This is a genomic window from Shewanella sp. 6_MG-2023 (assembly GCF_030547195.1).
GTDB lineage: Bacteria > Pseudomonadota > Gammaproteobacteria > Enterobacterales > Shewanellaceae > Shewanella.
In genome coordinates this window covers 1-19,465 of sequence record NZ_JAUOQU010000012.1, presented here as the reverse complement: position 1 = coordinate 19,465, position 19,465 = coordinate 1, and the positions used below count along the sequence as shown (strand labels likewise).

17 protein-coding genes and 5 tRNA genes are annotated in these 19,465 nt (G+C 42.0%); 15 read left to right on the top strand and 7 right to left on the bottom strand.

The window, feature by feature from the left end; genetic code table 11:
• On the bottom strand, positions 1–1,287 hold the full coding sequence (locus tag Q4533_RS08870; protein WP_303502615.1) for a hypothetical protein: 1,287 nt from the start codon (positions 1,285–1,287) through the stop codon (positions 1–3).
• A gap of 253 nt (positions 1,288–1,540) precedes the next feature.
• Here Q4533_RS08870 and Q4533_RS08865 point away from each other — a divergent pair, with 253 nt between their 5' ends.
• The 15 genes from Q4533_RS08865 (at position 1,541) to Q4533_RS08795 (ending at position 18,109) form a co-directional block, all read left to right on the top strand.
• A complete protein-coding gene (locus Q4533_RS08865) occupies positions 1,541–4,303 on the top strand; it encodes a hypothetical protein (RefSeq protein WP_303502614.1) in 2,763 nt (920 codons plus the stop codon).
• Positions 4,304–4,449: 146 nt separating this feature from the next.
• The gene (locus Q4533_RS08860; RefSeq protein WP_303502613.1) at positions 4,450–5,211 is read left to right on the top strand and encodes an SH3 domain-containing protein; all 762 of its coding nucleotides are present in this window, start codon (positions 4,450–4,452) and stop codon (positions 5,209–5,211) included.
• 23 nt (positions 5,212–5,234) lie between these two features.
• Positions 5,235–5,933 (top strand): outer membrane beta-barrel domain-containing protein, encoded by a 699-nt coding sequence (locus Q4533_RS08855; protein WP_303502612.1) that lies wholly within the window; start codon positions 5,235–5,237, stop codon positions 5,931–5,933.
• Positions 5,934–6,009: 76 nt separating this feature from the next.
• On the top strand, positions 6,010–6,513 hold the full coding sequence (locus Q4533_RS08850) for a TlpA disulfide reductase family protein (protein ID WP_102438952.1): 504 nt from the start codon (positions 6,010–6,012) through the stop codon (positions 6,511–6,513).
• Between the two features lie 4 nt (positions 6,514–6,517).
• A complete protein-coding gene (locus Q4533_RS08845) occupies positions 6,518–6,766 on the top strand; it encodes a DUF4266 domain-containing protein (RefSeq protein WP_368389875.1) in 249 nt (82 codons plus the stop codon).
• A complete protein-coding gene (locus Q4533_RS08840) occupies positions 6,711–7,907 on the top strand; it encodes a DUF3570 domain-containing protein (protein ID WP_303502611.1) in 1,197 nt (398 codons plus the stop codon). Before Q4533_RS08845 ends, Q4533_RS08840 begins: the two co-directional genes overlap by 56 nt.
• 47 nt (positions 7,908–7,954) lie before the next feature.
• Positions 7,955–8,608 carry an AraC family transcriptional regulator gene (locus Q4533_RS08835; protein WP_303413813.1) on the top strand — a complete coding sequence of 218 codons (654 nt, stop codon included), beginning with the start codon at positions 7,955–7,957 and terminating at the stop codon, positions 8,606–8,608.
• Between the two features lie 5 nt (positions 8,609–8,613).
• Positions 8,614–10,815 (top strand): CDC27 family protein, encoded by a 2,202-nt coding sequence (locus Q4533_RS08830; protein WP_303502610.1) that lies wholly within the window; start codon positions 8,614–8,616, stop codon positions 10,813–10,815.
• Positions 10,815–14,072 (top strand): tetratricopeptide repeat protein, encoded by a 3,258-nt coding sequence (locus Q4533_RS08825; RefSeq protein WP_303502609.1) that lies wholly within the window; start codon positions 10,815–10,817, stop codon positions 14,070–14,072. Before Q4533_RS08830 ends, Q4533_RS08825 begins: the two co-directional genes overlap by 1 nt.
• Entirely contained in the window at positions 14,047–14,928 is an 882-nt protein-coding gene (locus tag Q4533_RS08820; RefSeq protein WP_303502608.1) for a tetratricopeptide repeat protein, read from the top strand. Before Q4533_RS08825 ends, Q4533_RS08820 begins: the two co-directional genes overlap by 26 nt.
• A 1-nt stretch (position 14,929) precedes the next feature.
• A complete protein-coding gene (locus tag Q4533_RS08815) occupies positions 14,930–15,268 on the top strand; it encodes a hypothetical protein (protein ID WP_102477096.1) in 339 nt (112 codons plus the stop codon).
• Positions 15,269–15,377: 109 nt separating this feature from the next.
• A complete protein-coding gene (locus Q4533_RS08810; protein WP_102438963.1) occupies positions 15,378–16,031 on the top strand; it encodes a MotA/TolQ/ExbB proton channel family protein in 654 nt (217 codons plus the stop codon).
• A gap of 5 nt (positions 16,032–16,036) precedes the next feature.
• Positions 16,037–16,585 carry a biopolymer transporter ExbD gene (locus Q4533_RS08805; protein ID WP_303445583.1) on the top strand — a complete coding sequence of 183 codons (549 nt, stop codon included), beginning with the start codon at positions 16,037–16,039 and terminating at the stop codon, positions 16,583–16,585.
• Positions 16,582–17,112: a biopolymer transporter ExbD gene (locus Q4533_RS08800; protein WP_102438967.1), complete on the top strand. Its 531-nt coding sequence runs from the start codon at positions 16,582–16,584 to the stop codon at positions 17,110–17,112. The genes Q4533_RS08805 and Q4533_RS08800 overlap by 4 nt, the downstream gene beginning before the upstream one ends.
• A 1-nt stretch (position 17,113) precedes the next feature.
• Positions 17,114–18,109, top strand: a complete 996-nt coding sequence (locus tag Q4533_RS08795) for an AgmX/PglI C-terminal domain-containing protein (protein ID WP_303502607.1) — start codon at positions 17,114–17,116, stop codon at positions 18,107–18,109.
• Positions 18,110–18,210: 101 nt separating this feature from the next.
• Here Q4533_RS08795 and Q4533_RS08790 read toward each other — a convergent pair whose 3' ends face one another.
• The 6 genes from Q4533_RS08790 to Q4533_RS08765 form a co-directional block, all read right to left on the bottom strand.
• Positions 18,211–18,693, bottom strand: coding sequence for a GNAT family N-acetyltransferase (locus Q4533_RS08790; RefSeq protein WP_102477092.1), 483 nt, complete (start codon positions 18,691–18,693; stop codon positions 18,211–18,213).
• 192 nt (positions 18,694–18,885) lie between these two features.
• A tRNA-Gln gene (locus tag Q4533_RS08785) sits at positions 18,886–18,960 on the bottom strand.
• Between the two features lie 56 nt (positions 18,961–19,016).
• Positions 19,017–19,101, bottom strand: a tRNA-Leu gene (locus Q4533_RS08780).
• 106 nt (positions 19,102–19,207) lie between these two features.
• A tRNA-Met gene (locus Q4533_RS08775) sits at positions 19,208–19,284 on the bottom strand.
• Positions 19,285–19,289: 5 nt separating this feature from the next.
• Positions 19,290–19,364, bottom strand: a tRNA-Gln gene (locus Q4533_RS08770).
• Between the two features lie 25 nt (positions 19,365–19,389).
• A tRNA-Gln gene (locus Q4533_RS08765) sits at positions 19,390–19,464 on the bottom strand.
• Position 19,465: the final 1 nt, after the last annotated feature.

Below are 19,465 nucleotides of genomic sequence, written 5' to 3'. Positions count from 1 at the left end.
TTACTCTCCCATGCAGTAGTTGCCAACTTCAGCGAATACACGCTTAAGTTGATATGAGTTTTGTTGAAAAGACTCAGTGGTCGCCGCAATTTGGTTAATATCCTCACTGGACTCTGCATCTCGTAAGCACACGGTTTTAAATACTTTCTTTACTTGGCATTGAGCGAAAGCTTGGCTATTAGCAAACTCCTCACCTAATGACTTAGCACCAAAGCCTTTACCTTCAAGGGTTTCATCCCAGCCAAGCTTTTGGTTAACCCCCTCACGCCAATAGTTATGCCATTCATCATCTTCAGTGACATAACCGTAAGGGAAACTGGTCGAGTTAATATGGTATTTACCTTGCACCCTGGTGCCTGTATCGGGATCAACTTGGCCACTTTGGTTGTAAGCAATAGCCCCATTATCACCAACCGGATCGGCTTCAAGGTTAAAATCATATTGATAAAATGCAAACGCTTGAGCTAATGGATCCATGCCACTGTGGCAACCTAAACAGTTATTGATAAATAAGCGACTATCGCCACCAGGGCTGCGGCTAACATCTTGGCGGATTCTATCGGGTGAACGGGTATTATCTTTTAGGGGCTCTAAATCAGTGCACAAATGATTCATTAAGGTAAAACGCACCATGGCTCTGTTTGTACCTAAATAAAAGAATGCTTTGGCAGCCGCTCTACTGGTTAGAACGCCTGCTGTAGCATCACTTGGCAAACCATTTAAGCTAGACTGACTGGTTCGCTCCAAGCCATCTTTTAAATCAATAAACTGATCTTCTAATGATTGGTAATGTTGGTTATTACTGGTGCTATAGGCTGGTAAATTAAGGCTGTTCTTCCCCACATACACCATATCGGCTTGCAGTACCTGCCTGAAATCAACGTCATCTCGTACCGCACCAATTACAGTTGCACTGTAATCATTTAGTGGTGCAAAACTGTCTTGATCGATATTAGTCCAGGGGGTGGCGAACAATTTTAAAGTCGTGGAATAAAAAGCTGGGGTTTCCATTGCTAAATAAGCCGCTTCTATCGGTTTACTATCGTCGAGTAATTGCGCTATATCATTGAGGGTTTGTTCAGATGCGGGAACACCGGCGATACGATCATGTAACTGCTTTGCTTGCTCTAACGTCCCAGCATGAGACAAAGGAGCAAAAACAATTATTGAACCTAGTGTTAATTTATGCAAAAAGGCTCGGGTTTTATTCAGTCTTAATTGCGTTCTTAGCACATTGAATTTATTTGAAAATCGTTGACTTTTCACCGTACAAAGTTGCCTCTTCATACTGTCTCCTTGTCGTTATTTCAGCCAACAAACGCCTTAAGCGGCAGAGTTATAAAAACGCAGACAATGATAAGTATTTCGGGAATCATAAAGCTTGTTGTTTTTATTTTTGTTAACTTTATTTTTACTTGGCAAAATAATTTTTATTAAAAAGTATTGAAACACTGAGACTAGGCGGCAATAATGTCAAGAGTTATTACGTTTTAACTATGTAACGATAACAATAATAACAATTATATATTAAGGGTAATAAATGAAGCCATTTTTCGGCTTAAAGGGATTAGGCCGTAAAACTTTTGACAATAAAGTTTTAGGCTATAAAGCTTTTAGTTATCAAGCATTAATGGCGTTTCTTCTTGTTAGCGGTTGTAACACGGATACCGCGCTTAAGGATGAACAGCCTGATCCTGTTTTAGTTGAATACCCTGTGGTTTACATTCAGCGCGATCTCATTACCCAGCCCAGTGATGACAACCCAGAATCCGCTAGTTTTCAAAGTAGAAACCCAAGCCAATTTAATCCTGGCGCACAATTATTTGTAAAACGAAATGCGTTTACTGACTCACCCGTTACCAATATCACCGCCGAACTTTTTGCCGATTTAATCACCGAAGATCCTGACACTATCCAACGCATAGATATTCGTGATTTATCAGTCTCTGATGATGGTCAACAATTTTTAGTCTCTATTCGCGCGCCAGAAATTGCTGATGCCGACGAAGATGAGCAACCAAGTTGGAATATATGGCGTTACCAATTATCTGACCAATCACTGACCCGATTAATAGACAGTGATACGACTGCCGAACAAGGTGATGACTTGATGGCATCCTTTCTCCCTGATGGACGGATTATATTTGCCTCAACCCGCCAGCGCTTATCACGAGCCATTTTACTCGATGAAGGTAAACCGCAATACACCGCTCTCGATGAAAGCCGCGATAACGAAACGTTCAACATCCATTTAATGAACGATGATGGTAGCGGTATTGAGCAACTGACCTTCAATCTTAGTCATGATTTCTACCCACTGGTATTGCAAGATGGACAAATCCTCTATAGCCGTTGGGATGACATGGGTAGCGACCATGGTATTAACCTCTACAAAATGAATCCAGATGGCACTGAGAATGAATTAATGTTCGGCTGGCATTCTCATCAAATGACTCTCGATGAGCAAGATGAACAAATTGAGTTTGTTAAACCGCAGCAATTACCAAATGGCAATATACTAATGCTGCTGTCATCACAGGATGAAATGAGTTATCAAAAAAGGCCTGTGACAATCAATATCGATGAGTATATTGATAACCAGCAAGCCACTGCGGTATCGGGCGAAACCGACAACACAACTAACAATGCCATAAGCGATTTACCGCTCAGTTTTGATTTTAAATTTAACTTCGCAGACGCGCTATCTCCTTCTGGGCGCTTAACTCATTTATATCCATTACCTGATAACAGCCAACGTTATTTATTGAGTTGGGATCTTTGTCGGGTTGTTGTTGAAGAACAAATCCGTGCATGTGGTCAATTAACTGATGAACAGTTACTGGATCAAACCTTAACACTTGCCGATCCCTTATATGAGCTTTGGCTACTTAACGATGCCGACGGTACTCAGCAGTTAGTCGCCAATAGCGAAGAAGGTAAAGTGATTACTGAAGCGTTAGTGATGCAGCCTTCATCGCAACCTAAAGCCTTTATCGCCGATCAAGTGGTTGGTAATGAACTTGATCCACAGTTGCACCAAGAGCTCGCGGCGGCAATTCACATTCGCAGCGTATATGATTTTGATGGTCAAGACAGCAGCAGTAATCAAGGCGGTATTAGTCGATTAAGCGATCCTTCATTAACCCCAGCCAGTGAATTACCAGCGCGCTTTTTAAAAGTCGTCCGCGGCGTACCTATGCCACCAGATGAAGTTCGTGATATTGCCAATACCGATTTTGGCCGCAGCCGAAATCAATTAATGCGCGAAATTATTGGCTACACCCCAATTCAGCCAGACGGCTCAGTGAAAATTAAAGTCCCTGCAAATGTGCCATTGGCCATCAGTGTCTTAGATAGCAACGGCCAACGCATTGGTGGTCGCCACAGCCAATGGATAAGTTTACAAGCCGGTGAAACCCTGCAATGTATGGGTTGTCACACGGCTAACAGCCAATTACCTCATGGCCGTTATGATGCCCAAGCAGACAGCATTAACACAGGGGCGATTGGTGGCTCTGCATACCCTAATGCCAGCAGCAATATTATTCCAATACAAGGTCAAACCATGGCGCAGGCCGATGCTATGATCAATGGCATTGCAGAGCTATCGGCGAGCCTACGTTACGATGATATTTGGACTAATCCAGCTATCTCAGCGCCAAACCCGAGTATGAATCTGAGTTATGAAAACTTAACAACCCCTGCACCAAATGGCAGTGAATGTTTTAATAATTGGACCCCATATTGCCGCATTCAAATCAACTATGAAGAACATATTCAGCCCCTTTGGGATTTACCTCGTTTAGCCATAGACGAAGACACCTTAGAGGTCCTTGCGGATAACACTTGCACCGTGTGCCATAGCAATGTCGATGATAATAACCTTGCCCAGGTGCCAGCTGGTCAGCTTGAATTGATTGCAGCTCCATCAATAGATCAAATCGATCACCTAACGAGTTATCGTGAGTTATTTTTTAATGATGTCGAACAAGAAGAAGTGGATGGGATCGTTATCGACAAACTAGTCGAAGTGCTAGATGCCGATGGTAACGTGGTTTATCAACTGGATGCCGATGGTGAATTGATACTCGATGCCGAAGGTAATCCAATTCCTGTATTAACCACAGTGAATGTACCAGCAATTATCTCGACTAATGGTGCCAGAGCCAGTAGCAGGTTTTTTAATACCATGAATGATGAAACCCATCAAAATATGCTGACAGCCGACGAACTTAAATTATTAAGCGAATGGATAGATATTGGGGCTCAGTATTACAACACTCCTTTTTACGCTCAAGATTAGTCGAAAAGGCTTTTGATAACAGCCGCCATAATAAGAGCAACCTTGGTAAGAGACGGCTTGATAAGAAAAACCTTGATAACAACAAAGTTAAAAGCCAAATAAAAACAACAATAAACAAGGACTGATGATGTTACAAAAAGGAAACTATGTTTAATTTCGCCTGCCCATTCAAATTCATGTTGGCAGGTACATTACTCTGTTTAACGTTATTGAACTCCAACCTTGCTCACGCTGAATCCTCGGCGGCGCAGTTAACCATTGATGTTCCCTTTGTTGAGCTTCATTCAGGCCCAAGTGCAGGCTATCCCGTCGTACATGTTGTTGAGCAACATGAACAGGTCAGTGTACTACTCAAACGAACATCTTGGCTCAAAGTCCGTGATAAGCGTGGCATTGAAGGTTGGTTTCATGAAGATGACTTACGCGGACTCAGCCAACATGGTGAAGCGGTTAACCAGCATGTCATTGGCACTGAAGCCTTTATGCAAAGAGACTGGGAATCGGGCGTAATGTATGGCGACCTTGAAGGCGCTAACTTTTATAACGTGCACTTAGGCTATGTTTTCACCCCTGTTTTTAGTGCTGAAATATCTGCAGGTAAAGCCTTAGGTAGCATTTCTGATAGTGACTTATTTGAAGCCATGCTTTACAGCCATCCTTTTCCTGAATTTACCTTGGTCCCTTACATTGGCATAGGTGGCGGCATTATCAACACTAAGCCTCACAGTGTTATCGCGGATTCTGAATCACGTCAAAGCACCTTAATGAGTGCAGCGGCTGGGATTAAATACCATCTCGCACGTAACTTTATCTTACGCGCCGAATATAAACTCTCGTTGGCCTTAACCGACAGAGATGAAAATGAACAACTTCAATCTTGGAAAGTCGGCTTTAGCGTCTTTTTCTAATGGGCATGGGAATAATGAAGGCAATGATGAAAACAGCGATAACAACAAAAATAAGCATTAATACCATGGTAAAAAACGCAATTAAATCTTGTTTAACCCTAAGTATCGTCACTTTAGGCATGGGCTATAGCGCCATTGCACTTTCAGCTGAAGCTAGCCAATCAAATACCGTCGGAGTTAAAGCCGATGTTGAGCGCCGCGAAGTACTCGATGATGTATTGGATACCGAAAATTTCGAGGTCGGTATTCAAGGTGGCTTGATGTCAATTGAGGACTTTGAAAATAGCCCTTGGATTAGTGCACATCTGGGGTATCACATCAGTGAACACTTTTATGTCAAAGGCAGATATGCAGTCGCTGAAGGCGGATATACCAGTTTTGAGAAGCTTGCTAATACCGCGCCTTTACTGACAGATGAAGAGCGCGAAATGACCTACTACGGCCTCAATATTGGTTATAACCTTCTGCCTGGTGAAATATTTTTCAGTGAAGATTTAGTCTTTAACAGTGTGTTCTCCATTGAAGTCGGTGGTGGTAACACTGAGTTTGCCGGTGATGAACAATTTACGGTGAACTTAACCGCTAACTACCGTGTTTTTCTCAATGACTGGGTTGCATGGGATCTGGCGATGAGTGACTACATCTTTGACACTCAAATAACAGGCTCATCAAAAACGACGCACAATTTAACCTTTTCTACCGGTATTGCTGTTTATTTTTAATCTATAGCCGTTGGTCACAACCTAGCTCGAAAAAGAGTTAAACAAAAATTAAATAGTAAGAAAAAAAGGATTATCAATGATGTTATTTAAGCGTGGGTTCATTGCCCTGTTTACCCTATTTACTTTAAGTGTATCGATTCAAGCCAATGCGTTATCAGAAGGCGATATGGCACCAGATTTCACCTTAAAAAACATGCAAGGTGAGAACCTTAAACTCTCTGAGCAGCGCGGCAATATCATCCTGATTAACTTCTGGGCATCTTGGTGTGGACCTTGTAGAAAAGAGATGCCAGTACTGCAAAAGCTTGAAGACAAATATCGAGATTTAGGCGTTGCCGTTTGGGGCGTCAATGTTGAGCAAGAAAACCAAGCAGGTAAAGACTTTCTAGCCGATCTTAATTTAAGTTTTGACATCTTTTTTGACGAAACAAACAGCCTATCTCAGACCTACGATGTAAAAGCCATGCCAACGACTGTGATTGTCGATCGCGACGGCAAAGTGCGATATGTGTTCTTAGGTTATCAAGACGGTTACGAGAAAAAATACGCCGCTGCGATTAAAAAGCTGATCAGAGAGTAACCCTATGATGAATCCAATCAAAAAAATGCTCATGCTCATAACGGCCCTGTCGTCACTATTCATAATATCGGGCTGCTCAAGTTTAGACATAGAACCTTGGGTAAAACCTTATGAACGCCAAAACCTTGCCGATCCTATTATGCGATTTGGTAGGCACCCCATTGCCAATATGCACGTAGCGCATGTATTGGAGGCCCGTGAGTCTGCTCGCGGAGCAGAAGGAACTGGAGGCGGTGGCTGTGGTTGTAACTAAGATGCTCAAGTGCTTATTAAAGACAGCCACACTGACAGGATTAATTCTCTGCTCGCCACTCAGCCTAGCAGCAGTGCTAGAGCCTGATCGCGCTGATGTGCTTTATCACAGCTATGAAGGCGGCGGGATGAAAATTGACGGTCCTTCGGTATTGCTTCGAAAAAAGACCTCAGAATCATTGGCGTTTACTGGCTACTACTACCTCGATAGCATTTCTTCGGCCTCTGTAGATGTGCTCAGTACAGCAAGTCCATATAGCGAAAAGCGCCATGAAGGCCAAGTTGGGGTCGAATACCTCAACGATAAGACCTTAATGACCTTTAATGCCCGCCAGAGTGATGAAGACGATTACCTCGCACAATCCTTTAGCGTTAATGTATCTCAAGATACCTTTGGCGATTTAACCAATTTAAGTCTTGGTGTGTCATATGGTGATAATGAAATACGCCGCAATGGCGATGACCAATTTGAAGAACAAAGCCAGCAGTACCGTATTCGCGCAGGCATAAGTCAAATTTTAACTCGCAACTTAACCGCGCAACTTAACTTTGAAGCCATTGCTGACGAAGGTTACCTCAATAACCCATACCGTACGGTACGCTACATAGATACAACTAACCCATCCGGTGTTGGCTATCAGTCTGAAATCTATCCAGAGACTCGTAACTCGTTTTCAACCAAATTATCGGCAAGCTACTTTCTGCCCTATCGCGCGGCGTTATTTTTTCATTATCGCTACTTCAACGACAGCTGGGAAATTGATGCTAATGATGTCGAACTCGGATACCGCCACCCTATTGGTGACTTCTTAGAACTTGAATTTAAAGTGCGTTACTACCAGCAAACTCAAGCTGAATTTTATAGTGACTTATTCCCTTATCAAGATGCACAAAACTACCTAGCCCGCGATAAAGAGTTAAGTGACTTTAATGACTTAACCTTAGGCCTAGGTGTCACTTATTTAATGCCTGAAAGCTTATCTTTTGGAGATACTCGTTCAGAAGCCAGTATTCAATGGGACTACATCACCTTCGACTACAACAACTTTAGAGATCCCACTGCTGATGGTGGCGTAGGTAACGAACCGTTTTACAATTTTTCCGCTAACGTCATCCGCGCTTTTTATAGCGTTTACTTTTAATCATTTTGCGTAATGTTAGCGATTTAGCCCATTTTCAAGGTAGGAATATGAACAACACAGATCAAGGTACTGGACAAGGTACAGCGCAGGGTAACACTGTTAAGTCATCTACAAATTTTAAAATATGGCTCACTTTGGGGCTATTTATAACCGTGTTCTGGAGCGCGATGCAGCCAAGTGCCGCGTTAGCCAATACTAATAGTGACGCGAGTGCTAATGCAATGACTAATGGTAATGGTAGCGCTGATAGTCAGAGTCAGGTAGCAAGCGATCTTGAAAACATCAAAAGCCAAGTCATTAAATTAAATCGTGATTTATTCATTCTTGAAGAAGACTTATTGTTCCCCGCAAGCACTCAAATAGCTGTATTTGTGTCAGTGGATATTGGACGTTTTTTTACCCTAGACAGTGTCGAGCTAAAAATTAATCAGCAAAATGTAGCCGGTTTTTTATATACCCAACGCCAACGTCGTGCACTGGAAAAAGGCGGCATTCAAAAAGTCTATATGGGAAATTTGAAAATGGGACAGCATCAGCTTACCGCTATTTTTACCGGTGTTGATGCAGAAGGTCGCACCGTACAAAGAGCAGTGACTCATCAATTTGAAAAGACAGATGAAACCGTGATGGTGGAATTGAAACTTGAAGATAATGAATCCAGTTATCGTGCAGATGTGAAAGTTGAAGAGTGGGTTTTATAACGGTTATGCCAGTTAATATGAACCAAGCTTTCCGTGACTTTAGCCGCTATGCAGTAGCAACGCCTCAGCTAAAAGCGATATTACTGCTTATCGTTAGCGGCTGTTTTTCAACTGCAGCTATCAGTGCTGATATGCCCACTGATGTCTCAACTGATGAACTAAATAAGCAACCAACTGAAGTTGCTAATGCAACGACTGCAACTAATTTAACCCTTGCTCAGCAAGCTAACCTGCGCAATAAACTTTATCGCCAAGCCTTATACTTTTATTTTGAAGGTGATTACAACGCCGCATTAAGCCAAGTTAGCCTAAACAGACAGCGCTTTGATGCTGATACCGCAAAAAGCCATTTGTTTGAAGCTGGCTTACAGGTATCCATCGGTTTACATCATCAAGCTACAGAGACGTTGGCCACGTTCGAGCAAGCATTAATTCAACAACAAGCAGACGATAAGTTGGCAGGTATTGAGCCACCAACCGAAGATAAACAAGGCAATAAAACTGCCACCTCTGCTGATGAGCTAAAGCTTATCGCGCTACTACAGTTGTCAGAACAACAAATAGAGCAAGGTAAACACAGTGCTGCCCAGCAAACCCTCGCTAATATCACTCAACTGCCTGCTTCATATGCTGAGCAATATCAGATCCTACATCAATTGGCATATTGGCCTGCATCTGTGACTCCTTCAGCGAAAATACTTGATGAGTCAGCCGCGGGATCAAACCAAGCAGATACTGAATTAACTGCAAAGTCAGCATTATCTGCTTACGTCATGCTTAACCAAGCACTGCAATTGATGCAAGCAAAGGATTATCAACGCGCAGAAACACTGCTGGTACGCATTAAAAACATAAACTTAGCAGCAACTGAAACGAATTTCTGGCAAAGCTTATTTACCGAAAAGAGTCCACAACAACGAGCTCAAGTTTCTAGTAAAAATGTTAATAAAGAAATCACTGACATAAGCATAATGACAGCTGATGAATTAAAGGCAGACAAACAAATCCAGCAGCAAGCCATTAATGATTATGCTCAATTATTGTTAGCCCAACTGTATGTTAAACAAGGTCTATACCAAGCAGCATTCGATCAATTACAAGATTTTCCTGAGCACAGTCATTACACTGAGTCTGCACTATTTCTATTTGCCTTCTCAGCTCAGCAGATCAAGCGATATGACACTTCACTGGCATTGCTTGATTTATTAAAACGTGACTATCAATACTCCCAGCTCGGTTGGCAATCAGCATTACTCATTTCTGCTCAAATCAAACAGCAAAACACACTTTCTGAGAGCCTATATAGCTATCAACAAGCCGAGCAACTCTATGTTGAACAATTAGCTGACTTAGCACGCTTTCATACCGATATTAAGCAAACAGAATTAACGCCATTATTGTTCAACAGTAATGTAAACGCTCAAACGGGAGCTAATGGTCAATGGCTGCAAAAAGCCTTAGAAAATCCAGAGCTGAAACACGATATCGATACCTTATCTGAGTTATCACTGTTAACGAGCAATATTGACCGTCAGCAGCAAAAAAATGCCTGGATAAAAGAGAGCTTAACACTCAATAAACAGCGTCAAGCTCGCATCATCGAACAGCAAAGCCAAACCCAGTATCCTGAATTGATTCAGCAGTTAACCAATCAAAAGCAGCTGTTAGCACAAATGATTACTGAGGCTGAGGCACAAGAAAACGCAGATATTTTTGCCAATGACGCAGAGCAAGCATGGCTTAAACGCGTCAATGAAAGTGAAAACGTTATCAAGGCTATTCGTGGTCAGCGCAGCACTGAAGAGTATCAACAAAGACTAAACCGCGTTAAAGCAGTCCTTAACTGGGAGTTGCAACAGCAATTTCCTCAAAGGTTATGGCAACATAAAAAATTACTTAAACAAGTCGACCAACAACTCGTACTGGTAAGTCTGCAGCAACAACGCTTTGCTCAGTTAGCCAATTCTCAGCAACAAACCACTGCGTTTGAGCAGCGCCAAGCTCAAGCAGAAACGAGACTGGTTACAACAATTCAAAATATCGCAGCACTTGAATCCTCAACCAAAGCTCAAATTCAACAAAAAATCTCAGCCTTTGTTTCTGAGCAACAAATTCAGCTTGAACAGTTATTACTGGCCTCTCGCCATGAAATGGCGGCTGTATTAGAGCAAATGTCCCAACCTGTTATAAATGGGGAGAAATTATAATGACCCCATCAAAACCAACGCTATCTCTACTCGTTAGCTGCATGATCATTGCTGGCGTCAGCGGTTGTAAAAGCACCCTAGATACTCAAGCTAATAACAATCCCAAAAGAGCGACATTAACTGATTTAGCCAAACAACAACCCCAAGTTTCATTGGACTCACTTGCTCTGACAAAAGCGCAGCGAAGCCAAAAACTTGCGCAAATTTATCAGCAATTACTGACATTAGAACCCAACCCAGAAGTCAGAACACACGTTGAATATCGTCTGGTTCAAATTAAGACTGAAAATCTTGAAGAGCAAATGTTTGGTGAGCTTGAAACCACAGTTCTTGATGAAGATACAGGGGTTAACCCGTTAGCTGCAGAGCAAAAAGCTTTGCAACAATTCAAGCAAAACGATCAACAGCTAGTAAAATTAATCGCTGAGTATCAAACACTATTACAGCGCTACCCTAATCGCGCTGATAACGAGCATCTGCAGTATCAACTGGCAAAAGCGCTAGATTTGCAAGGCCAGCTAGATGAAAGCTTAATCGAGATGGAATCGTTATTATCCCGCTACCCTAACACTCAATATTTAGCGGAGCTTAACTTTAGGCGCGGCGAAATCTATTACAACTTGCAAGATTACCCTGCTGCGATAAGCGCTTATAAACAGGTTCAATCAGCTGATAACAATGATAAATATTTACTCAACAGCATTTATATGTCTGGCTGGTCACTGTTTAAACTGAATCGCTTACCTGAGGCTGATAGTACCTTTTTAGCCGTGTTCGATACGATTTTAGCTAACCATAAACCAAAGCAAAATGAGTTAACCGCAACGGATTTCAGTTTTGCCAGTTTGAGCAGTCGCGAGCAAAACCTAGCAATTGATGCGCAGCGAGTTTTAAGTATTTCACTCAGTCAGCAGCAACAATCCGTATCCTTAGTTGCACTGGTGACATCAAAACAAGACACGCGTTACTTACCTATTTATCAACATGTTCTATTTGATAACTTAGCAAAATTCTTACTGAAACAAGAGCTGCAACATGATGCAGAGCTGGCCTATCAAGCCTATATCGATTTGGCACAAGATAACATTTGGTCTGCTCGTTACTCATTGGCTTTACTTGAGCTTTATCAGCGCCAAGGTAAATTTGCTTCAATGCATAAACTCAAAAATGATTATATTAACCAGTACGGGTTAAATAGCACTTTTTGGAGTCAAGCAAGTGCAAAGCATCAACAAGAGTTACTGCCTCATTTACTGGCATTTAGTGATGAGCATAGCCGCAGAGTTTACGCCAACGCGCAAAATCAGCCTGCAGGCATTGGCCGAGTAAGCGCTTTTAAAGCGGCTGCAAATGCATTAAGTACTTACTTACAACTCGCAAAATTGCCACAGGCAAGCAGCTTACTCAGCAAAGATATTCACACTGATGAATACCTGTTTGCTGATGCTAATTTTGAAGCCAAGCAATTTAGACAAGCACTTAACAGTTATAAAACTATCGCTTATGGTGAAATCAGTTCTATTGATGATTCGGTTCAAGCAGACCAGCCAAACCAACAAGCTGATCACTTAAGCCAACCAAATAAGCAGCTAAACCAAGAGCAGATAGCCCTCAAAAAGCAGGCTGCTTATGCAACCACAATCACAATTCGAGAAATCCTAACGCCGCTGCAAAATCAAGCTAATGCAAATTTGGATAGCACTCAGGTCGTTGTCCAAGAGAGGGTCGCCTTAGATAAACAGTTTATCGCCAACTATCCAGATGATAAACGCGCTCTAGAGCTTGCAACTCACGGCGCCCAATATTCATTTGCATCGAAAAATTACCTGGATTTAGCCCAGTTCAGCGAATTTGTATTAGTGACTCACGGTGTCATTAATCAACCCTCTGAGAAAAGTGCAGAACAAATAGCGGTAGTAGCGCGACAAACACCTGATGAATTAGCCAGTGTACAAAAACCTCAGGCTTATATCGCCCTAGATAAATCAAGTGTTATCAATCCAGTAGAGCACGGTAAACAGCTGCCTAAAACTCAATTAAAACAAGTACAACTTGTGACTCAGTTATATGCTCACGGGTTATATCAGCAAAGCCAATATGCCCTTGCTGAGCAATCTTATAATCTGGCGTTAAAATATTTAAGTGTCAGTCAAACACCGACAGCGCAGCAAGCGACATCACGAGTTGAAATGCGCGATTTATTAGCATCAAGCATTTACTTCCAAGCACAGGCTAACAAGAACGACAATCCGCAACTTGCTGTTGTCGATTTATTACGGATTAGCAAAGCTGTGCCTGAATCAAAATATGCAGTCAGTGGCGAGTTTGAAGCGGCGAATATCTTGCTTTCGCAACAGCAATGGCAACAAGCTATTACGGTATTGGTGCCATTTCAAAAGCGTTACCCTAAACATCACTTCAGTGCATCAATCCCAGCAAAACTTGCTCAGTCATATGAAGCATTAGAACAATGGGAATTGGCTGCTGAGCAACTGTTGATTATTGTTGCCAATGAACCCAAAGGAGCGCTAAAGCGTGAGGCGCAATATACTGCTGCGGAGTACTACCTCAAAGCAGGCGAAACCGAAAAAGCCCGCTTAACCTATCGAACATACGCTAAAGATTACCCTGAGCCTTTTGATGTAGCACAAGAAGTACGCCTTAAAATGAGCGAGTTTTATCAAGTTTCTAACGAGCCCAACAAGGAATATTACTGGTATCGCCAGATATTAACCTTCCACGCTAAGCAGCAAGCTAAAGCGAATACCTTTGCTGGGCGAGAAATTGAAATTGCCTCAATTGCAGCTTCTGAATTAGCCCAAGCACACCAGCAAACATTTATCGCGATTAAGCTAACCGCGCCATTAAATAAAACCTTGAAGCGTAAACAAGACGCGATGAAACAAGCTATTGGTTATTACCAGCAAGTGTTGGACTTTCAACGAGCACAATATGTGCCGCAAGCGACCTTTAACTTAGCTGAAATGTATCGCCAGTTAGCGGCTGATGTTATGGACTCTGAGCGCCCTAGTGACCTAGATGAATTAGCGCTGGAAGAGTACGAAATATTGCTTGAAGAGCTCGCCTATCCATTTGAGGAAAAGGCTATTGAAATTCATATCAGTAACACTGAGCGGGCTTGGCAAAATATCTATGACCAATGGATTGGCAAAAGCTTCGCAACCTTAACTGAGCTGTCACCTGCGTTATATAACAAACAGGAGGTGACACATGATGTCGTTGAATCAATTCACTAAACCTTTAAGTAAGAGAGTAAACAGGCGAGTGAATAATAAAGTGAATAACACACTTTCCTCAGCTCATGTCACCATCAAGTTATTACTGGGTTTCAGCCTAATGATCTTGTCTGCATGCTCAACGATGACGAATGATCAAGCGAGTGAAAACGCCGAAGCTAACGGTATTGATGCCCTAGATAGCAGTATGGTGGATATGGTCAACACAGATGATGGCAATGCTAGCTCTGTGGCAAATGGCTCTGTAGGGAACAGCTCGAACAAGCAAACGGCAAGTAATGGCGCTTTAAATGACTTAACAGCCAACAATTACAACTTATATGCTGAGCAAGCACAGCAACGTTTAGCCAATGTACCCAGTACGGTGTTAACTCAGTATCAAGATGCACTTGCTCTGATGAAACAACAGCAATTTGATCAAGCTGATGCATTATTTGATCAGGTACTCTTGGCGCAGCCAACCCTATCAGGTGCATTAGTAAACAAAGCCTTAATCGCCATTAATAAAAGTGACTTTAGTCAGGCTGAATCTTTGTTAGATCAAGCCATTGCCGTTAACGATAAAAACCCTTACGCCTTTCAGTTGAAGGCCCTTGTAGCAAGAAAGCAAGGTCAATTTGAACAGGCAGAAAAAGATTATTTAACCGCATTATCTATTTGGCCTAATTATCCAGAAGCACAAGTTAACCTCGCTATTTTGCTCGAGCTATACCGAGGAAAACTATTGGATTCTAGACGTTATTATCAATCCTATTTATTGCTAAAACCTGATGATGGTCAAGCCCAGCGATGGTTGGCTGGCGTTGAAATAAAAATTCAGCGCGCTGGGCTCAATTTGCAACAAGGAGAAGGATAAGATGGTTAGTTCATTAACCCCGATGACAACATACCGCGTTAACGCAGCTGTTATTGCTGTTATGACACTCTTGCTGCTATCAGTCATTAGCATTGGCCAGCTTAATGCCGCTGAAACCGTCAGCACAGCAAACAAACCCGTATTAATTGAAAGTAAAGTGACCGGCACGCAAGAGCAACCCAAAGTGCTTTACATCATGCCTTGGCAAGGAATTACCAACCCTGTAGCAATACAAGATAACAATATGCAAATCATCTTGCCGCAATTCAAACCGATTAACCCTAAAAAGTTCCAACAAGAGGTACGTGATTTCAGTGTGAATACTTCATCAAAACAATAAAGGGTGTATTCACCAAGATAAAAGTTTAACCCAAAGCAGTAACAAAAAATAACTACATTTAGGACGAGTCAAAAACAACTTCGTTCGACTCTATAAAAAGGAAAATATCATGAGTTTTACCGACCATATTATTGCATTTTTACAAAATGGTGGCCCGTTCATATACCCTATCGCCCTAGTATTAGTCGTCGGTTTGGCCATCACTATCGAACGCTGGTTATATCTCAGTTCAGCTCATCGCACTAACCAAAAAGCATTCTCGTTAATCAAAGAAGCACTTAAAAGCGGTGATGTCGCGACAATCAGTCAACATGCGCAAAATAATAAAGCCCCTGTATTTGATGTATTGCAATCTGGTATCGTCAGAATTTCACAAGCTAATCGCCGTGAAGATGTGGAATACGCCATGGAAGAAACCATCATGGAGTACATGTTGAGACTTGAAAAGCGCACGCCATTTATTGCTACCTTAGCCAATATTGCTACGCTACTTGGTCTACTGGGTACCATTATGGGGCTGATTGCAGCGTTCTCTGCGGTAGCCAGTGCAGATCCAGCTGAAAAAGCTAACCTGCTGTCTTCCAGTATTTCTGTTGCAATGAACACCACTGCATTTGGTCTTATTACCGCTATTCCGCTAATTCTATTTCACTCAACACTGCAAACTAAAACTGCGACTATTGTTGATTCAATTGAAATGGCTGGCATTAAATTACTTAATTCACTGTCATTTTCTAAGCAAGCGGATTCGGACCGAGGCTAATAATTATGAGACGCCGTCGTCGCCCTAATACCGAAGATGCAGAACTCGATATCACTTCATTTATGAATTTGATGATCGTGCTCGTGCCTGTGTTATTACTGAGTTTGGTATTTTCACAAGTACGGATACTAAATCTGCAATTGCCTGTTATGTCAGAATCTCAACAAGCTGAAGATGATCAAGAACCTAAAGTATTGGAACTGGTCATTACTCAGCAAAGTCTTGAGCTCAACTACCCTGCGGGCATATTACTTAAACGTTTTGAAACAACAGAACAAGGTTATGATTTCAAGGCTTTGTCTGTGTACTTACAAGACCTTAAACTGACTTTTCAACAACAAGAAATCGATAAAAATGACATAGTGCTTTTGCTTGAATCTAATATCGATTATCAGACCATTGTGACTGCAATGGATACCGTGCGTTCATACAAAGCAGTGGTTGCGGCTAATCTAGTCGATGCTGAACTGTTTCCGCTTATCTCATTAGGCGATGCACCTGAAGAATCACTTGCTGAAACACAAGTAAGTGAAACCACAGGAGGCAAATCATGAAGCAATCACCCAGAGCTAAACGACTTGCTAAGCACCATAAGCGCTTTAAATCAGGTGGCAAACTTAACTTAGTTGCCTTGATGGATATCTTTACGATTTTGGTATTCTTCTTGATTGTGAATCAATCTGAAGTACGCGTTCTACAAAATATCGAAAAGATAAAGTTACCTGTCTCTATTGCTGAAGAACTGCCAGTTGAAAACCTGGTTATCACAGTACTTAAAGATACAGTGCTTATCCAAGAGCGAGCTGTTTGGCAAAATAGTGCTGATAAGCCTAACTTCAGTGAACAAGAAAACCTTGAGTTTATCGAAGCGATGACTACTGAGCTTACATACCAAGCGAGTAAACGTACTGAGTTAACAGAGTCAGAAAAGGAAAAAGGCCGTGCCGTCACCATTATTGGCGATAGCAGCACACCTTATATGGCGTTAAAGCAAATTATGGCTGCTTGTGCTGAAACGGGATATAGAAATATGTCATTAGCCGTGGAACGCCAAGCCAGTAAAACGGCTGAGGAGAGTTAGCATGACAGCAGCAAGCTTATCCCATTCGTTTAATGGCAGTAGCCCAAATGGTAATAGCTTTAACGACATAGGTGATTTATTTAAGCCCAGTAAACAAGATAGGTTATTTAAACAGATCTTAGTGTTACTACTGGTCATTTACGCTGTGTTCGGCATCGGTGTGCCTTTACTTGAGCAAGTTGAAGTGCCAAGAGAAGTTAAAGAGCAATTACCACCGCAGTTAGCGAAAATAATGCTTAAAGAAAAACAACTTCCAGTGCCTGAAAAGCCAGAAGTTATTCCTGAACCTGAGCCAGAACTTGAAAAAGAACCGGAAAAGGTTGAAGAGAAGCCTATCGATAAACCTGTTGAAAAGCCAATAGTACAGCCGACAATGACCCGTGAGGCCGCAAAAGAAAAAGCACAAACTTCAGGGCTAGCAGCCATGAAAGATGAGCTTTTTTCAATGCGTGAAGCGTTTGATATCAAGCCGGCATCTCAAAGTGCCCTTGAACAAACGCAGGCGCAAGAAGTGAAAGTCAAACGTAAGATGTTAGCAGCTTCGGCCAATACCCAAAGTGAGAGTTTAACCACCTCTACCGTCAATCAAACCGTTGTGTCAGATGCTTTAAGCACTAAAAACACCCAACAAATTAGGTTGGCAGAAGAGGAGGTGTTAGCTACTCAAGGGGCAATTGCCGAGGAAGAGCAACTGGCTTCTGCGGGAAGCCAACGTTCAGAGGCAGCATTACGCCGCACACTTGAGGCGAACAAAGCACGTTTATATGCCTTGTATAATCGAGCTCTGCGTAAAGACCCTTTCCTCAAAGGTAAAGTCATGTTTGAGATTGAGATCCTGCCTAATGGCAGCATTAGTCGGGTTGATATTCAATCAAGCCAGCTTAACAATGCCAAATTAGAGCGCCAACTAAAGGTTGTGTTACGTTCAATCACCTTCCCAGTAGAAGATGTTGCAACAATGACAACCATTTGGGCGATCGACTTCTTACCCAGCTAGACAGAAGTAAGCGATAAATGATTAATTAATTTTTATCAGTTAACAATACGGCCAATTGGCCGTATTTTTTTATTTGCTTAAGGCTTAGAAAGTAAAACAGATTAAAGCACTTGCTTCATAATCTTAGCATCAGGGCCATAACTTGCGTTAGCCGCCTGCTCATGATCAATCTCAAAGCCCATTTTTTGCCAAAAAGGGACTGAGCCTTGTATTGCCACAAGTTGTATTTGTGAGTAATTGTATTGCTTAGCAATTAATTTTAACTGCTCAACCATTTGCTTACCGACTCCTGAGCCTTTTAATAGAGCAGATACCGCTAAATCATGTAGAAACAATTTATTACCCTCCTTTTTCTCAGAAAGTGTCTGATAGAGCTTAGGAGGCGTTTCATTAGCCCAAACATGAGCCAATAGATAAGCCATTACCTTTTGCTCTTCATTTTGATAGACAAAACAGCAGTGAGCAGAATGCTGCCATTTATCCCGAAGGACTTCGAGCGGCTCTGGTTCAATATCCACATACACTTGCGATTGGAGTTTATAGATTTCAGGCCACATTGACTCTGTAATTGGATTAATTGGCATTTCGGGCAGACTCTGAATGTAATAATTTAGAAAGTAATAATTTGGAACGTATGACTTATCCATCATACAAAAATAATCATATGCCTCAATCGATAAGTGATAATGGATAAATATAAGAAGATAAATCATAAATTTCAGGCAACAAAAAGCCCGTCATAAGACGGGCTCTTGCTTTAACCGTGAGGCTAAATTTGGCTGGGATACCAGGATTCGAACCTGGGGATGCCGAGATCAAAACCCGGTGCCTTACCACTTGGCGATATCCCAAAATTGGTTATGTATAACTTTTCATAAAGGAAGGTTTACATATTGAAAAAATTTGATGGTACGGGAAGAGAGACTTGAACTCTCACACCTTACGGCACCAGAACCTAAATCTGGCGTGTCTACCAATTCCACCACTCCCGCATCAAATCTTTCTCAGAATATACACTAATTATATATAGTGCAAACTCTGTTGTTGCTCTTTTCTAACTAAGTAGCATAGCGTTACCCACTAATCTACCTTTAAACATGGTAGCAATGGCGGGACTTGAACCTGCGACCCCAGCATTATGAATGCTGTGCTCTAACCAGCTGAGCTACATTGCCTAAGATGGCTGGGATACCAGGATTCGAACCTGGGGATGCCGAGATCAAAACCCGGTGCCTTACCACTTGGCGATATCCCAATAATCTTGTCTACTTACTTTAAAATGGCTGGGATACCAGGATTCGAACCTGGGGATGCCGAGATCAAAACCCGGTGCCTTACCACTTGGCGATATCCCAA

Coding starts and splice junctions, on each gene's coding strand:
- Q4533_RS08870 (WP_303502615.1), bottom strand. CDS start 1,287: ATGAAGAGGCAACTTTGTACGGTGAAAAGTCAACGATTTTCAAATAAA.
- Q4533_RS08865 (WP_303502614.1), top strand. CDS start 1,541: ATGAAGCCATTTTTCGGCTTAAAGGGATTAGGCCGTAAAACTTTTGAC.
- Q4533_RS08860 (WP_303502613.1), top strand. CDS start 4,450: ATGTTTAATTTCGCCTGCCCATTCAAATTCATGTTGGCAGGTACATTA.
- Q4533_RS08855 (WP_303502612.1), top strand. CDS start 5,235: ATGATGAAAACAGCGATAACAACAAAAATAAGCATTAATACCATGGTA.
- Q4533_RS08850 (WP_102438952.1), top strand. CDS start 6,010: ATGATGTTATTTAAGCGTGGGTTCATTGCCCTGTTTACCCTATTTACT.
- Q4533_RS08845 (WP_368389875.1), top strand. CDS start 6,518: ATGATGAATCCAATCAAAAAAATGCTCATGCTCATAACGGCCCTGTCG.
- Q4533_RS08835 (WP_303413813.1), top strand. CDS start 7,955: ATGAACAACACAGATCAAGGTACTGGACAAGGTACAGCGCAGGGTAAC.
- Q4533_RS08830 (WP_303502610.1), top strand. CDS start 8,614: ATGCCAGTTAATATGAACCAAGCTTTCCGTGACTTTAGCCGCTATGCA.
- Q4533_RS08825 (WP_303502609.1), top strand. CDS start 10,815: ATGACCCCATCAAAACCAACGCTATCTCTACTCGTTAGCTGCATGATC.
- Q4533_RS08820 (WP_303502608.1), top strand. CDS start 14,047: ATGATGTCGTTGAATCAATTCACTAAACCTTTAAGTAAGAGAGTAAAC.
- Q4533_RS08815 (WP_102477096.1), top strand. CDS start 14,930: ATGGTTAGTTCATTAACCCCGATGACAACATACCGCGTTAACGCAGCT.
- Q4533_RS08810 (WP_102438963.1), top strand. CDS start 15,378: ATGAGTTTTACCGACCATATTATTGCATTTTTACAAAATGGTGGCCCG.
- Q4533_RS08805 (WP_303445583.1), top strand. CDS start 16,037: ATGAGACGCCGTCGTCGCCCTAATACCGAAGATGCAGAACTCGATATC.
- Q4533_RS08800 (WP_102438967.1), top strand. CDS start 16,582: ATGAAGCAATCACCCAGAGCTAAACGACTTGCTAAGCACCATAAGCGC.
- Q4533_RS08795 (WP_303502607.1), top strand. CDS start 17,114: ATGACAGCAGCAAGCTTATCCCATTCGTTTAATGGCAGTAGCCCAAAT.
- Q4533_RS08790 (WP_102477092.1), bottom strand. CDS start 18,693: ATGCCAATTAATCCAATTACAGAGTCAATGTGGCCTGAAATCTATAAA.